General features: G+C 64.0%; 12 protein-coding genes. 10 read left to right on the plus strand and 2 right to left on the minus strand.

From position 1 onward, the window contains the following. The first annotated feature begins 39 nt into the window (after window positions 1–39). Window positions 40–1,779: a 6-deoxy-6-sulfo-D-gluconate dehydratase gene (locus ACIPOO_RS11020; RefSeq protein ID WP_400606681.1), complete on the plus strand. Its 1,740-nt coding sequence runs from the start codon at window positions 40–42 to the stop codon at window positions 1,777–1,779. 40 nt (window positions 1,780–1,819) lie between these two features. Continuing rightward, window positions 1,820–3,280 (plus strand): 3-sulfolactaldehyde dehydrogenase, encoded by a 1,461-nt coding sequence (locus ACIPOO_RS11025; protein ID WP_400606683.1) that lies wholly within the window; start codon window positions 1,820–1,822, stop codon window positions 3,278–3,280. A gap of 247 nt (window positions 3,281–3,527) precedes the next feature. Here the strand turns inward: ACIPOO_RS11025 and ACIPOO_RS11030 are convergent, their stop codons facing one another. Continuing rightward, complete coding sequence (locus ACIPOO_RS11030; protein ID WP_400606686.1) at window positions 3,528–4,583, minus strand: LacI family DNA-binding transcriptional regulator; 1,056 nt, start codon at window positions 4,581–4,583, stop codon at window positions 3,528–3,530. Between the two features lie 227 nt (window positions 4,584–4,810). Here ACIPOO_RS11030 and ACIPOO_RS11035 point away from each other — a divergent pair, with 227 nt between their 5' ends. From ACIPOO_RS11035 to ACIPOO_RS11060, 6 genes are all read left to right on the plus strand, one after another. Then, window positions 4,811–6,568, plus strand: a complete 1,758-nt coding sequence (locus ACIPOO_RS11035) for a solute:sodium symporter family transporter (protein WP_400606688.1) — start codon at window positions 4,811–4,813, stop codon at window positions 6,566–6,568. Further along, window positions 6,568–8,613 (plus strand): alpha-glucosidase, encoded by a 2,046-nt coding sequence (locus ACIPOO_RS11040; protein ID WP_400606690.1) that lies wholly within the window; start codon window positions 6,568–6,570, stop codon window positions 8,611–8,613. Before ACIPOO_RS11035 ends, ACIPOO_RS11040 begins: the two co-directional genes overlap by 1 nt. A gap of 109 nt (window positions 8,614–8,722) precedes the next feature. Next, a complete protein-coding gene (locus ACIPOO_RS11045) occupies window positions 8,723–9,832 on the plus strand; it encodes a porin (RefSeq protein WP_274131037.1) in 1,110 nt (369 codons plus the stop codon). Window positions 9,833–9,847: 15 nt separating this feature from the next. Next, window positions 9,848–10,735, plus strand: coding sequence for an aldose 1-epimerase (locus tag ACIPOO_RS11050; RefSeq protein WP_400606692.1), 888 nt, complete (start codon window positions 9,848–9,850; stop codon window positions 10,733–10,735). Further along, on the plus strand, window positions 10,732–11,607 hold the full coding sequence (locus ACIPOO_RS11055) for a 6-deoxy-6-sulfogluconolactonase (RefSeq protein ID WP_400606694.1): 876 nt from the start codon (window positions 10,732–10,734) through the stop codon (window positions 11,605–11,607). Before ACIPOO_RS11050 ends, ACIPOO_RS11055 begins: the two co-directional genes overlap by 4 nt. Before the next feature lie 30 nt (window positions 11,608–11,637). Continuing rightward, window positions 11,638–12,423 carry a sulfoquinovose 1-dehydrogenase gene (locus tag ACIPOO_RS11060; protein ID WP_274131033.1) on the plus strand — a complete coding sequence of 262 codons (786 nt, stop codon included), beginning with the start codon at window positions 11,638–11,640 and terminating at the stop codon, window positions 12,421–12,423. Window positions 12,424–12,442: 19 nt separating this feature from the next. Here the strand turns inward: ACIPOO_RS11060 and ACIPOO_RS11065 are convergent, their stop codons facing one another. Continuing rightward, entirely contained in the window at window positions 12,443–13,309 is an 867-nt protein-coding gene (locus tag ACIPOO_RS11065) for a LysR family transcriptional regulator (RefSeq protein WP_400606696.1), read from the minus strand. A 102-nt stretch (window positions 13,310–13,411) separates the two neighbouring features. On the opposite strand from ACIPOO_RS11065, the gene ACIPOO_RS11070 reads away from it, so the two are divergent. Together ACIPOO_RS11070 and catC are read left to right on the plus strand one after the other, a co-directional pair. After that, window positions 13,412–14,533: a muconate cycloisomerase family protein gene (locus ACIPOO_RS11070; protein ID WP_400606698.1), complete on the plus strand. Its 1,122-nt coding sequence runs from the start codon at window positions 13,412–13,414 to the stop codon at window positions 14,531–14,533. 41 nt (window positions 14,534–14,574) lie between these two features. Then, the gene (gene catC / locus ACIPOO_RS11075) at window positions 14,575–14,865 is read left to right on the plus strand and encodes a muconolactone Delta-isomerase (RefSeq protein WP_400606700.1); all 291 of its coding nucleotides are present in this window, start codon (window positions 14,575–14,577) and stop codon (window positions 14,863–14,865) included. Window positions 14,866–14,903: the final 38 nt, after the last annotated feature.

Raw genomic sequence — 14,903 nt, forward strand, 5'->3', positions numbered from 1 at the left:
GAAAACAGCCTTTTGAATCAATCAGTGGAAGCTAACTTCATGTCCGAAAAAATCAAGAAACTGGAAGAACTGCGCAGCCAGCGTTGGTTCGCCCCGGACACCATCCGTGCGTTCGCCCATCGCCAGCGCCTGCAACAGATCGGGTTGCGCCGCGAGGAGTTCATGGGCAAGCCGGTGATCGCCATCCTCAACACCTGGAGCGAAATGTCGCCCTGCCATTCGCATCTGCGTGAGCGCGCCGAAGCGGTCAAGCGCGGCGTGTGGGCCGCGGGCGGCTTTCCGGTGGAACTGCCGGTGCAATCGGTGGGCGAGGTGATGGTCAAGCCCACCACCATGCTGTACCGCAACCTGCTGGCGATGGAGACCGAGGAACTGCTGCGCTCGCTGCCCATCGACGGCGCGGTCTTGCTCGGCGGTTGCGACAAGTCCACACCGGGGCTGTTAATGGGTGCCCTGAGCATGGATCTGCCGATCCTCTATTGCCCGGCAGGCCCGATGTCCAACGGCAAGTGGCGCGGGGTGAAAACCGGCGCCGGGACGCACACCAAGAAGTATTGGGACGAGCGCCGCCTGGGCCTGATCGACACCGTGGCCTGGGAAGAGCTGGAAGGGGCGATGACCCGTTCCATCGGCACCTGCAACACCGTGGGCACGGCGTCCACCATGACCAGCATCGCCGACGCCATCGGTTTCACCCTGCCGGGCGCTTCGAGCATTCCGGCCGCCGATGCCGCGCACCCACGCATGGCCTCCCAGTGCGGGGAGACCATTGTCGACCTGGTCTGGCGTGATCGTCGCCCGTCCACCTGGCTGACCCCGGCGCACTTCGCCAATGGCGTCGCGGTGTACATGGCCATGGGCGGCTCGACCAACGCGGCGATTCACCTGATCGCCGTCGCCCGCCGCGCAGGCATCGACCTGACGCTGGACCAACTGGCTGAAACGGCGGCGAAGATTCCGGTGCTGTTGAACCTGTTCCCGTCCGGCAACGCGCTGATGGAGGACTACCACTTCGCCGGTGGCCTGCGCGCCCTGATGCGGGAAATCACGCCGTTCCTGTCCCTGGATTGCGCCGGTGCCACCGGGCAGACCTGGGACAGCCTGCTGGCCGACGCCAAGTGCTACGACAGCGACATCATTCGCAGCCTCGACAACCCGGTGGTCGGGCTGGTCCAGGGCTCCACCCTCGCTTTGCTGCGCGGCAACCTGTGCCCCGATGGCGCGGTGATGAAGTCGTCCGCCGCCAACCCCAGCCTGCGCAAGCATTCAGGCCCCGCGCTGGTGTTCGACGATCACGAAACCCTGAGCCGGATGATCGACGACCCGGCGCTGGAGATCACCGCAGACACCGTGTTGGTCCTGCGCAACGCCGGCCCCGTGGGCGCGCCGGGCATGCCGGAGTGGGGCAACCTGCCGATCCCGAAAAAGCTGCTGGAGGCCGGCGTGCGCGACATGCTGCGCATTTCCGACTCGCGCATGAGCGGCACCCACTACGGCAGCTGCGTGCTGCATGTGGCCCCGGAAGCCGCCGTGGGCGGGCCGCTGTGCCTGGTGCGCACCGGCGACATCATCGATCTGGACATCGCCGCCGGCACCCTGAACATGCGCGTCAGTGACGACGAACTGGCTCGCCGTCGCGCAGAACACGTCCCGGTCCACCGCCAGTACGGGCGTTCGTTCGCCGCGCTCTATCAACAGCATGTGACCCAGGCCAACGAGGGCTGCGACTTCGACTTCCTGCAAGCCGGGGAAGTGGTGCCCGAGCCGCCGATTCACTGATGCCGCCGATTTTTCTGACCTTCACAGGAGTTCGCTTTTCATGATCCATCTCAAGGATTCATCGTTGTTCCGGCAACAGGCCTACATCGACGGCAAGTGGGTCGGTGCCGACAACGGCCAGACCTTCGACGTCACCAACCCGGCCACCGGCGAGGTCATCGCCAGCGTGCCGCAAATGGGCGAAGCCGAAGCGGAGCGCGCGGTGGTCGGGGCGCACAAGGCGTTCAAGCAATGGAAACGCAAGACCGCCAAGGAACGTGCCGAGCTGCTGCAACGCTGGTACGCGCTGATGCAGGAAAACCTGGACGACCTGGCGCAGATCCTCACCGCCGAACAAGGCAAGCCCCTGGCCGAGGCCCGGGGCGAACTGGCCAATGGCACCTCGTTCGTGCAGTGGTTTGCCGAGGAGGCCAAGCGCATCTACGGCGACACCATCCCGCAGCCCTCGGCCGACAAACGCATCCTGGTGACCAAGGAGCCGATTGGCGTGGCCGCAGCGATCACGCCGTGGAACTTCCCCCACGCGATGATCACCCGCAAGGTCGCGCCGGCCCTGGCGGCAGGCTGTGCGATGGTGCTGCGCCCTGCGAGCCAGACGCCTCTGTCAGCCTTGGCCCTGGCCGTGCTGGCTGAACGCGCAGGCATTCCGGCCGGGGTGTTCAGCGTGGTCACCGGCAGCGCGACGCAGATCGGCAGCGTGCTGACCCGCCATCAACTGGTGCGCAAATTCAGCTTCACCGGTTCCACGCCAGTGGGTCGCCTGCTGATCGGCCAATGCGCCGAGACGGTCAAGAAAGTGTCGATGGAGTTGGGCGGTAACGCGCCGTTCATTGTCTTCGACGATGCCGACCTGGATCAGGCGGTCGAGGGGGCGATGCTGTCCAAGTTCCGCAACGCCGGTCAAACCTGCGTCTGCGCCAACCGCATCTACGTGCAGGACGGCATCTATGGCCTGTTTGCCGAGAAACTGGCTGCGGCAGCACGTTCACTGTTGCTGGGCGACGGCACCCAGCCCGGCGTGACTCAGGGCCCGATGATCGACGAGGCGGCGGTGCGCAAGGTCGAGGAGCACATCAGCGACGCCCTGGAAAAAGGTGCGCGGCTGGTCACCGGCGGCAAGCGGCATGCGCTGGGCGGCAGCTTCTTCGAGCCGACGGTGATGATCGGTGTGACCGCCGAGATGAAGGTCGCTCAGGAAGAAACCTTCGGCCCGCTAGCGCCGCTGTTCCGCTTCAGCAGTGAAGAGGAGGTGATTCAGCAGGCCAACGACACCGAGTTCGGCCTGGCCAGTTACTTCTACGCCCGGGACATCGGCCGGGTGATGCGCGTCAGCGAGGAGCTGGAATACGGCATGGTCGGCGTCAACACAGCGGCCATTGCCAACGAGATGGCACCGTTCGGTGGGGTCAAGCAATCGGGCCTGGGCCGCGAAGGCTCGAAATACGGCATCGAGGATTACCTGGAAACCAAGTACGTGTGCCTTGGCGGCGTGGATCGCTGACCCCCACCACCGCCCCCGCCGGCAAGCCGTGCTGCTACGGTCTGGCGGCGGATCTGTGACCCTCGTCTAACCCGGAGCTGTGGGAGCGGGCTTGCCCGCGAAGGCGTCAGACCTGACACATTGAGGGTGACTGACCCACCACCTTCGCGGGCAAGCCCGCTCCCACAGGTTATTGGTATTGCCCCCGGACCTCATAAATACTCCGATCCCGTAGCAGCCGGGCTTGCCCGCGGGGCGGTCTTGAGGCCTACGCGCGGGTGCTCTCGCGCACGATCAGCTCGAACCCCAGATCCACCGTTTCAGGCTCTGCCGGCAGGGTGCCGGTCTCGATCCAGTGCAACAGCCGGCTGGCCACCGTACGCCCGATTTCCACAGGATACGGGCGTACCGTGGTCAGGCGCGGAGCGCTGAGTTTGCTCAGGGGCAGGTCGCCAAAGCCTGCAATCGCAAGCTCGCCCGGCACATCGATGCCACGGCGGCGCGCTTCGAACAATGCGCCAATGGCCAGCACGTCGTTGGAGCAGCACAGGCCCTGGGGCTCGCTGGCCGTCAGCGCCAGTTCGTCGAACACCTGGGTCAGCACCGCATCGGAGGTGCCTTCCTGCAGCGCAATCACCCGGGCCTCACAGCCTTTGTTGGCAAGCCAGGCGGTGAAGCCTTCAGCACGCTTGCGTGCGCGATGGTCAAGGTGCATGCGGGCGCCGACGTAGGTGAACTGGCGCAAACCCAGGTCATAGAGGTGTTCGGCCAAGGCCGCGCCGACGTGCTCGTGGAAGAACCCCACTTGCAAGTGAAACGGCGTGTCCCCCAGTTCCCACATCTGCGCCACGGGAATGCCGGTGGCCTGCAGGAGGGTGCGCGCGGTTTCATGCTGGCTGCCGGTCAGTACCAACGCGGCCGGGGACCAGGACAGGTGGGCGCGCAGCAGTTCAAGCTCGCGTTCGGGGTCGTAGTTGCTGTTGCTGATGAGCAACTGATAGCCACGCTCTTCGAAAACGTCCTGCATGGCCTGCAGGGTTTCGGAGAAGAAGGCGTTGATCATCGACGGCACAATGACCGCCACGGCCCGGCTGTGGGAGGCGGCGAGGGCGCCTGCCAGGCGGTTGACGGTGTAGCCGGTTTCCTCGATGGCCTGGCGGATGCGCTCGGCGCGCTTGCTGGACACCGCTTCAGGGTCACGCAAAAAGAGTGAAACCGTGCTGGGCGACACCTTGGCCCGTTCGGCGACCACATCCATGGTCACGCGATTGCCCTTGCGACGGCCAGCATTGAGGTTGGCCACGGTGGCCGGTAAGTCGCTCATCTGCTACCTCAGGTGCAAAAGCTCAAGAGAATGAAAGCAGCCCGCGTGCAAGTCAATCGTGACCATCGCGATGTTCGAAATTTCGAATGCGAACAAAAATGCGCGGCAAACGAACGAAAAATCGTAGCGCTACGATTTGGCTTGGTTTATTCTCGCCCTACAAAATTTAGCAGCGCTGCGATTTTGCCGTGCTGCTGCCCAACCCACGTTGGAGAACAACTATAAAAATGACTACGTCCCTTTTCACATTCCTCAGCATGCTGTTTTTCACAGGCCTCGTCGCTGCCATTTCCTGGTCCTTCACCCGCAAGGCCAAGGACGTCGGCGCCCACGGCTATTTCATGGCCAGTGGCGGGCTCAATGGCTGGTTCATTGCCGGTTCCATGATGCTCACCAACCTGTCCATCGACCAGTTGGTGGGCCTCAACGGCGACTCCTACGCGCACAACCTGAGCTCCATGGCCTGGGAGGCGACTGCCGCCGTATCGACCATCGCCCTGGCGCTGTTCTTTCTGCCGCGTTACCTGCGGGGCGGGTTCTCGACCCTGCCGGAGTTCATCGAGAAGCGTTATGACGTGACCACCCGCCGCGTGGTCAGCGGCCTGATGGTGGCGACCTACACCCTGGTGCTCAACCCCGCGTCGCTGTACCTGGGGGCGATCACCTTCAACCAGATCTTCGATTTGCAGACCATCCTCGGCTGGTCGTATCCGGCGACCATCTCGCTGCTGATCGTCAGCACCGGTGTGATTGGCGCGGCCTACGCGGTGCTGGGCGGCCTGCGCGCGGTGGCGGTGTCGGACACCATCAACGGCGTCGGCTTGCTGGTCGTGGTGGTGCTGATTCCGGTGATCGGCCTGTGGACCCTGGGCAACGGCGACGTGCTGTCCGGCGCACAGACCATCATGCATGACACCCCCGAGAAGCTGAACGCCATTGGCGGTCCCCAGGACAAGGTGCCGTTCGGTGCGCTGTTCACCGGGATGATCTTCGCCAACCTGTTCTACTGGTGCACCAACCAGGCCATCGTGCAGAAGAGCATGGCGGCCAAAAACCTCGCCGAAGGGCAGAAGGGCGTGTTGCTCTCCGGTTGCCTGAAGTTGCTGGTGCCGCTGGCGATGCTGATGCCCGGCGTCATTGCCTGGCACCTGTTCCGTGACCAGCCGCTGGCCAACTCGGACCTTGCCTACCCGGCGCTGGTCTCGGCATTGATGCCATGGTGGATGAAGGGCTTCTTCGTGGCGGTGATCTTCGGCACGGTGATGAGCCACTTCAACGCGATCATCAACGGCACTGCGACGCTTTTGACCTACGACTTCTACAAGGCCCTGCGCCCGCTGGCCGACGACCAGGCGCTGGTGCGCTTCGGCAAGCGGGTCAGCATCATCGCCGCGCTGGTGTCACTGGTGGTCGCGCCGATGCTGATGTACGCACCGGAAGGCATTTATGCGGTGCTGCGCCGCTTCACCGGGTTCTTCAACATGCCGATCATCGCGATCATGCTGTTCGGTTTCTTCAATGCCCGTGGCGGCGCATTCCCGGCCAAGCTGGTGCTGGGCCTGCATGCCTTCTGCTACGCGGTGTTCGTGCTGGGCTTCAAGATCGACACGCGCTTTGGCATCAGCTTCATCCACGTGATGGGCATCATGTTCGCCATCGAAATGCTGATCCTGATCGCACTGCGCAAGCGTTTCGCCCGCGCCGAACCTTACGTGGTGCAGGTCGCGACCCGCACCATGGACCTGACCCCATGGCGCCACGCCGGCAGCTTCAGCATCTTTCTGCTGGCCGCCCTGGTGTCGATCTACCTGACATTTTCCGGACTGGGTGTGGCCAGCGCCACCGGCCCAAGCCCTTGGTACGGACCGCTGATGGCCGCGGTCTGGGCTCTGGCACTGGTGGCTGCAAGCGTCAGCCGCCGCCGCTGGAACCGCCGTGAACTGGCCAACAAGTCCGCTCTGACAACCTGCGAGGCACATTCTTGATGACAGCGTTCAATTCTCTCGCCCAGGCAGGCTTTCAACAGATTGACGATGAAGTACAACTGATGGTCGGCGGCCGCGTGCTGCTGCGTCACAGCCAGGCCAACCCTGGGATTTTCATCGGCCATGGCGATGCCAGCATCAGCATGCAGCGCGGCAACTTCTCCATCACCGATTACGTGCAGGAGCGCATCGCCCTGCGTCATGCATGGCTGGACACCGCGACCAATCGCCTGGATTTCCGGGTGTGGGCCGACGGGCCGGTGATGTTCAGCCTGGCGCTGGAAGTACAAGGCAACCTGTTGCGCCTGGTGCCTGTGAACGTAGATGCCGGGATCAATCGCTTCTGGCTACGGGTGCCAGCACTGGTCGATGAGCACGTATGGGGCTGCGGCGAGCAGATGTCGTATTTCGACCTGCGCGGCCGGCATTTCCCGCTGTGGACCTCGGAGCCTGGCGTGGGCCGCGACAAATCCACCTGGCTGACCCTGCAGGCCGACAACGAAGCCAACGCGGGCGGTGACTACTACCACACCAACTACCCGCAGCCGACCTACATCTCGTCACAGCGCTATTGCCTGCATGCGGTCACCACCGCCTACGCGGATTTCGACTTCCGCCACGACGAGTTCCACGAACTGCAGTTCTGGGCCGTGCCCGAGGCGTTCGAATTCATGCTGGGCCAGGACTTCCCGGATCTGGTAGGCCAGGTGTCGAGTCACTTTGGGCGACAACCGCGTCTGCCGGAGTGGGTGATGCAGGGTGCGATCCTGGGCCTGAAAAACGGTCTTGAACACGCCCAGACGCGTCTGGATGATGCATTGCAAAAGGGCGTTGCGGTCAGCGCCCTGTGGTGCGAGGACTGGGAAGGCCTGCGCATCACCTCATTTGGCAAACGCCTGTTCTGGGACTGGCAGTGGAATGCCTCCCGCTACCCGAATCACGCGGCCTGGGTCGACAAACTCCAGGCCCAGGGCGTTCGCTTCATGGGCTACGTCAACCCGTACCTGTGCAACGACGGCCCGCTGTTTCTCGAAGCGCAGGAGGCCGGTTATCTGGCGACTCGCGTCGAAGGCGGGACCTATCTGGTGGACTTCGGCGAGTTCCTCTGCGGGGTGGTCGATTTCACGCTGCCGGCAGCGGCGCAGTGGTTTGAAGAGCGCATCCTGCGTCGCGAGATGCTCGACAAGGGCCTGTCCGGCTGGATGGCGGACTTCGGCGAGTACCTGCCGATCGACCTGAAACTGGCCGGCGACGCCGACCCGATGCTGGAACACAACGCCTGGCCGGTGCGCTGGGCCGAGGTCAACGCGCGGGCCATCGAGGCTGCCGGCAAAACGGGCGATGCGTTGTTCTTCATGCGCGCCGGTTACAGCGGCGTGCAGCGTCACTGCCCGTTGCTCTGGGCGGGCGATCAGTCGGTGGACTTCAGCCGCCACGACGGTTTGCAGACCGTAATCTGCGGCGCATTGTCGTCGGGGCTGCTGGGCAATGCCTATCACCACAGCGACATCGGCGGCTACACCAGCCTTTATGGCAACTGCCGTACCGCCGAGCTGTTCCAGCGCTGGGCGGAAATGGCGGCGTTCACCCCGGTGATGCGCACCCATGAGGGCAATCGTCCTGACCAGAACCTGCAGTTCTGGGACCACGACGAAACCTACGCACATTTCGCCCGCATGACCCGTCTGTACGTAGCATTGCGGCCGTACCTGCAAAGCCTCGTCGAGGAAGCGCAGGCCACCGGGTTGCCGTTGCAGCGTCCGTTGTTCCTGCACTACGAAAACGATCCGGACACCTACGCCATCCAGGACCAGTACCTGTACGGTCGCGACCTGTTGGTGGCCCCGGTGCATGCCGAAGGCCAGCGTGAGTGGTCGGCCTATCTGCCCCAGGGCGACCGGTGGCAACACCTGTGGAGCACCGAGCGCTTCGAGGGTGGCCAGCGGGTCCGTGTCGCCGCGCCTTTGGGCCAGCCGCCGGTGTTCATCCGCGTCGGCAGCGCCTGGCAGGAGCGCTTCGAAGCGCTGGGCCGCAACGCCTCATGAGTTGATTCCCACCGCAGTGCGCACGCGTCTGTGCGCCTTCCAGAGAGAAGGCGCCGGGTTCGTGCGCGCCCAGGAAACACCAACACCTGCGTTATCCGAGTAAGTGAACATGCATAACAAGAAAAATCACTGCTTTGCTGCTTTTGCGCTGTCTGCCGGGCTTTGCTCGGCCACCCAGGCCCAACCGCTGGTCTTCAAGGAAGGCAACTGGCAGGTCAATCCTTACGGCATCCTCGATCTGTCGCTGCAGACCGGCAAGTTCACCGACGATCATCCCGCACACGGCATGGTGTCCGATGGCAACCTGCAGGCCTCGCGCATTGGCTTGAAGATCGACTACAAGCTGGGCGACTCAGGCTATGGCCTGCGGGCGTTCGGCGAGCGCGGCCTGGTGCTGCGCAATATCTGGCGCACCGGCTACAACGAAGGCAAGATTTCCACCAACCGCGGCTATGGCGCCGGCGTGACCGGGCCCTTCGGTTCGGTGGATGTCGGCAGCCTGTACATGCCCATCTACTGGGTGTTCCTCGATTCGGACGTCGCGCTGTACGGCCTGTCGAACATGGCCTCGATCATGAGCCTTGAGCACACCACGACCCTGGGCAAGAGCGGCACCGGCGGCTTCTACGACACCACGGTGCGCTATCGCTCGCCAGAGGTGGCAGGCTTCTCCACTGAGCTTGGCTATTCCTATGGCAATTCCGACGTTGAAAACGGGCCCAAGGAGAACCGCACCAGCGGTTTCAACCTGCGCTACCGCGATGGCGACACCCGGCTGGGCTACGGCTTCAACCGCCACGATTCGATGCCTTCGCTGACCACCGGCGAAACCTACACCCAGAACACCCATGTCATCACCGGCACTTACCGGCTGGGCAAGGTATTGTGGGGCGCCAACTACATCTATTCCGACCGCGACACCGACGCCCGCTGGTTCGCCTCGGCGCAGATGATCAATGCGCGCATCACCTTCGGGCCCGGGGATGTGACGCTTGGGGTGTCGCACCGCATCGAAGCTGAGGGCGCCCGCGCCTGGGCGACGCACGCCGGCTACCTGTACTCACTCAACACCGACACCCAGCTCTATACCTACGTCTCGCACATCGTCAACAACGGTGACTCGACCCAGGGCTTTGCGCTGCTCAGCGAAAGCTACCCGAGCGTGCCGAAGGGTTACGATCCGTGGGCGATGACGGTGGGCATTCGCTGGGGATTCTGACATTGAAGGCCATGCATGGACATTCTTGAACTCGACAGCGGTGACCTTCACCTTGGCGTGCTGCCCGAACTTGGCGGTGCACTGGCCTTCCTGCGCCATCGCCAGACGGACCTGCTGCGGCCCTGGGACCAGACGCCAACGGTGCGCCGTACCGCGTGCTACCCGCTGGTGCCGTACTCCAACCGGATCGCCTGGGGGCGCATGGTCGTGGAAGGCCGGCAGTATGAGCTGGCGCGCAACTTCGGCGATCATCCGCACTCGATTCACGGGGTGGGCTGGCAACGTCCGTGGGCGGTTGTCGAGCAATCGTCTGTGCATTGCGTGATGCGTCTGACCCACGTTGCGGACGAGCATTGGCCTTTCGCATTCCAGGCCGAGCAGACGCTGAGCCTGGACCAACAGGGCCTGTCGCTGGTCATGAGCCTGCGCAATGACAGCGCGCACCCCATGCCCGCCGGGCTGGGGTGGCACCCGTATTTCCCAAGGAGTGCGGGCATCGAGCTGCAATTCGATGCCGCTGCGGTCTGGCTCAACGATCAGCAATCACTACCCGCCGAGCGCGTGGCAATACCGCCGCCATGGCAGTTCGCGCAGCAGCGTGAGGCGGGCTACGTGGAGCTGGACAATTGCTTTGAGGGGTGGGGAGGGCAGGCGCGTGTCTTCTGGCCGCAATCGGGCCTGGAATTACACATGGACGCGGGGCCGGGCCTGAACCATCTGGTGGTCTTCACGCCACCCCAGCCGCAGGATTTCATTGCGGTCGAGCCGGTCAGCCATTTGAACAACGCGATCAACACGCCGTCGCCCGAGGCGCACGGCATCGTCCTGCTCGCAGGCGGTGAGCAGATCGAACGCCGCCTGCGCATGAACGTCAGGCAGCTTGCAGCAGGAGCAACAGCATGAGTTACACCGTCAATTGCGTGGTCACGCGCACCAGCGAACTGGGCGAATGCCCGGTGTGGTCGGAGCGCGAACAGGCGCTGTACTGGACCGATATCCTGGGCCGGCAACTGCATCGCCTGGACCCTGCCACCGGCGCGGTGACCAGCCTCACCTTGCCCGAAGACCTGGGCTGCTACGGCCTGCGCCGTGGCGGCGGCTTCATCGTCGCCCTGCGTAGCGGCATCTACCTGCTCGACGAACAAGGCGTGCTGGGCAAAAAGCTCGCCGACAACCCAGGTGGCGTGGAGAACAGCCGCTTCAATGATGGCCGCGTCGATCCTTGGGGGCGGTTCTGGGCGGGCACCATCTGGCAGCCACGGGATCGCAACGGCGGTGTACTGATGCGCGTCGATGAACACTTGAACGCGCAGGTCATGGCCGACGACGTGATGGTGTCCAACGGCCTGGCCTTCAGCCCCGACCGCGCCTGGGCCTATCACAGCGACACCCCCAACCATGTGCTCTACCGCTACCCGCTGGATGCAAACGGCCAGCCCGGCCCCCGGCAACTGGTGCGCCACTTCGAGCGGGGCAGTGGCGGGCGGCCTGACGGCGGCGCCTTCGACAGTGAAGGCTGTTACTGGAGCGCCCAGTTCGACGGCGGCCGCATCCTGCGCCTGGCACCGGACGGCACGCAGCTGGACGAAATCCGCGTGCCCACGCGCTGGCCGACCATGGTCGCCTTCGGCGGGCCGGGGCTGCGCACCCTCTACATCACCAGCTCCAGGGAGAACCGCAGCGCCGAGGAGCTGGCCGCCTGGCCGCTGTCGGGATGCGTCTTCAGTGTGCAAGTCGGCGTGGCCGGTTGCCCCGAACCGCTGTTCCTGGGTTGAACTTCAATACTTTCTGGCAAGGACATCATCATGACGCATCACACTGACACCCGTTACCCGTCGCTCGGCGGCAAGGTCATTCTCATCAGTGGCGGCGCCTCGGGGATTGGCGCAGCCTTTGTCGAAGCCTTTCATGAGCAGGGCGCGCGGGTCGCGTTTCTGGATCTGGACGAGGCCGGTGGTGTAGCGCTGGCAGGATCGCTGGAGCCGGAGCGGGTATTTTTCGCGCCCTGTGACGTTCGCGACATTGACCGGCTCAAGGCGTCGATTCAGGCAGTCGAGGAACGCTGGGGCGCCATCGACGTATTGATCAACAACGCAGCGCGAGACGACCGCCACCCGATCCAGGACGTCAGCGTCGAATACTGGGACGAACGCATGCAGACCAACCTGCGGCATGCCTTCTTCGCAGCACAAGCAGTTGCACCCGGGATGGCGCGCCGGGGCAGCGGCGTCATCATCAACATGGGCTCGATTTCGTGGATGCGCGGCCGGCCGGGCATGGTCTGCTACACCACGGCCAAGGCTGCATTGAACGGCATGACCCGCACCCTGGCGCGGGAGCTGGGTGACAAGGGCATTCGGGTCAACAGCCTGGTGCCGGGGGCCATCCGCACCGAACGCCAGGACGCCATGTGGTCCAACGACCCGGCAGGGTTGCAGGCTGCCAGCCAGCTGTTCATCGACCAGCAGATGCTCAAGTTCCGTCTGGATGCCAGCGACTGCGCGCGCATGGCGCTGTTTTTGGCCAGTGACGACAGCCGTGGCTGCACCGGGCAGAACTTTGTGGTGGATGCCGGATTGTCGATTCAATAAATCGATCCAGACGCTCGGTCTATTTTCTGTCCAGCAGGTCGAGGCACTGCCTGAGCACCGGCGACACGTCCCCGGCACGGTAGCTCACGACAATCGGCGAGGTGGCGCTGCTGTCGAGCAGCCGGGTGTAGCCGATGTCGTCGCGGTGCAGCCGCTGGACCGAGGCGGGCACCAGGGTGATACCGATGCCGGCGGCCACCAGGCCAATGGCGGTCTGCAGTTCGTTGACGGTTTGCGCCACGCGGATGCGCAAACCCTGGGCGGCAAAGATGCCCAGCACATGGTCGGCGTAGCTGGGGCGCGGGCTGCCCGGATACAGCACGAAGGGCTCGGCGGCCAGTTGCGCCAGGGTCACAGGCCCACCGAGTAGCGGGTGCCCGGCAGGGAGCGCCGCGACCAGTGGATCCTCGCGCAGGATTTCCTGGGTGATGGCCGGGTCGTCAAACACGATCCGGCCGAAACCGACATCGATCCGCCCGCTTTTCAGCGCTTCAAGCTGTTGCAGGGTAATCAGCTCCGACAGCCCCAGCTCCACATCCCCCAGATTGCGCAGACGACGGATCAGCTCGGGCAGGGCGCCATACAGCGTCGACGGCGCAAAGCCGATCCCCAGCCAGCGCTTTTCCCCAGCCGCGACACGTCGGGTGTCATCGCCGATGCGTGCCAGTTGTTCGAGCAACTGGCTTGAATGCTCGTGAAAGAACCGTCCTGCCTCAGTCAACCGTAACGGTCGGGTGCGCTCGATCAGCGCGACGCCCAGTTCATCCTCCAGTTGCTGGATCTGACGGCTCAGCGGCGGCTGGGCGATGTTCAGTTGCTCGGCGGCGCGGGTGAAGTTCAGAGTCTGGGCGAGCACCCGGAAATAGCGCAAATGTCGAAGCTCCACGATACCTCCAAGGTATTAAGCGAGACCTATTCAATATTGGACGGTCGCAAGCCGGGGCGTCAATCTGCACCCAAGAACAAACACAAAGCAGACGGAAAGCCCATGACTGCCATCACTATCGAACGCTTCGATATCCAGATCGTCGATCTGCCCACCATCCGGCCGCACAAGCTGGCCATGCACACCATGCACGGCCAGACGCTGGTGATCCTGCAAGTCCTGTGCAGCGACGGCATCATCGGCATCGGCGAAGCCACCACCATCGGCGGGCTGGCCTACGCAGGGGAAAGCCCGGAAAGCATCAAGGTGAACCTTGAGAAATGGTTCGCACCGCTGCTGATCGGGCAAGACGCCACCAACCTCAACGCGGCCATGCAACGGGTCGACCGGGGTATCCGGGGCAATACCTTCGCCCGTTCTGCCGTGGAAACGGCCCTGCTCGATGCCCAGGGCAAGCGTCTCGGGCTGCCTGTGGCTGAACTGCTGGGCGGCCGGGTTCGCGACGGCGTCGAAGTGGCGTGGACACTGGCCAGCGGCGACACCGGCAAAGACATCGAAGAAGCCGAGCGCATGCTCGACATTCGTCGCCACCGTCATTTCAAACTGAAGATCGGCGCAGGTGACCCTGCACGGGACATCGCCCATGTCGCGGCGATCAAGCGCTCCCTGGGCGACCGTGCCAGTGTGCGGGTGGACATCAACCAGGCCTGGAGCGAGGCGGTGGCCGTGCGTGCCTGCCGTCTGCTGGCCGATGCCGGTGTCGAACTGGTCGAGCAGCCGCTGTCCCGCCATGACCGTGCAGGTATGGTGCGCCTGAGTGCCCACAGCCCGATCCCGCTGATGGCAGACGAGGCCATCGAGTCGGTGCAGGACAGCTTTGCCCTGGCGCAGATGGGCGCGGCGTCCATTTTTGCGCTGAAGATCGCCAAGACCGGCGGCCCCAAAGCAGTCCTGCGCACGGCGGCGATTGCCGAAGCGGCCGGGATCGGCCTGTACGGCGGCACCATGCTCGAAGGCAGCGTCGGCACCCTGGCGGCGGCTCACGCCTTTGCCACGCTGGACAAGCTGGAATGGCACACCGAGCTGTTTGGTCCACTGCTGCTGACCGAAGACATTCTGGTGGAACCGCCGGTCTATCGCGACTTCCAGCTGATGGTCCCCACCAGCCCCGGCCTGGGTATCACCCTGGATGAAGAGCGCCTGTCGCGCTTCACCCGCCGCTGATCCTGCCACGCCGCACATTCCTTACTGACAGAGGACCCGACATGCTTTTCCATGTACGCATGACCGTCAAACTCCCGGCCGACATGCCGGCCGAAAAAGCCGCGCAGCTCAAGGCCGACGAAAAAGAGCTGGCCCAGCGCCTGCAACGCGAAGGCGTGTGGCGCCACTTGTGGCGGCTGGCCGGGTTGTACGCCAACGTCAGCATCTTCGATGTGGCCGACAACCAGGCTCTGCATGACACGCTGATGCAACTGCCGCTGTACCCCTACATGGAAATCGAAGTCACTCCGATGTGTCGGCATCCATCGTCCATTCACGCCGACGACCGTTGAACCCGCTGCATCAACGCACTGACATCAACAAGACAAAT

Source organism: Pseudomonas sp. NPDC090201, assembly GCF_044746825.1.
GTDB classification, from domain to species: domain Bacteria; phylum Pseudomonadota; class Gammaproteobacteria; order Pseudomonadales; family Pseudomonadaceae; genus Aquipseudomonas; species Aquipseudomonas putida_AD.

Excerpts from the sequence above, each read along its gene's own strand:
- ACIPOO_RS11020 (WP_400606681.1), top strand. The coding sequence starts at position 40 with ATGTCCGAAAAAATCAAGAAACTGGAAGAACTGCGCAGCCAGCGTTGG.
- ACIPOO_RS11025 (WP_400606683.1), top strand. The coding sequence starts at position 1,820 with ATGATCCATCTCAAGGATTCATCGTTGTTCCGGCAACAGGCCTACATC.
- ACIPOO_RS11030 (WP_400606686.1), bottom strand. The coding sequence starts at position 4,583 with ATGAGCGACTTACCGGCCACCGTGGCCAACCTCAATGCTGGCCGTCGC.
- ACIPOO_RS11035 (WP_400606688.1), top strand. The coding sequence starts at position 4,811 with ATGACTACGTCCCTTTTCACATTCCTCAGCATGCTGTTTTTCACAGGC.
- ACIPOO_RS11040 (WP_400606690.1), top strand. The coding sequence starts at position 6,568 with ATGACAGCGTTCAATTCTCTCGCCCAGGCAGGCTTTCAACAGATTGAC.
- ACIPOO_RS11045 (WP_274131037.1), top strand. The coding sequence starts at position 8,723 with ATGCATAACAAGAAAAATCACTGCTTTGCTGCTTTTGCGCTGTCTGCC.
- ACIPOO_RS11050 (WP_400606692.1), top strand. The coding sequence starts at position 9,848 with ATGGACATTCTTGAACTCGACAGCGGTGACCTTCACCTTGGCGTGCTG.
- ACIPOO_RS11055 (WP_400606694.1), top strand. The coding sequence starts at position 10,732 with ATGAGTTACACCGTCAATTGCGTGGTCACGCGCACCAGCGAACTGGGC.
- ACIPOO_RS11060 (WP_274131033.1), top strand. The coding sequence starts at position 11,638 with ATGACGCATCACACTGACACCCGTTACCCGTCGCTCGGCGGCAAGGTC.
- ACIPOO_RS11070 (WP_400606698.1), top strand. The coding sequence starts at position 13,412 with ATGACTGCCATCACTATCGAACGCTTCGATATCCAGATCGTCGATCTG.
- catC (WP_400606700.1), top strand. The coding sequence starts at position 14,575 with ATGCTTTTCCATGTACGCATGACCGTCAAACTCCCGGCCGACATGCCG.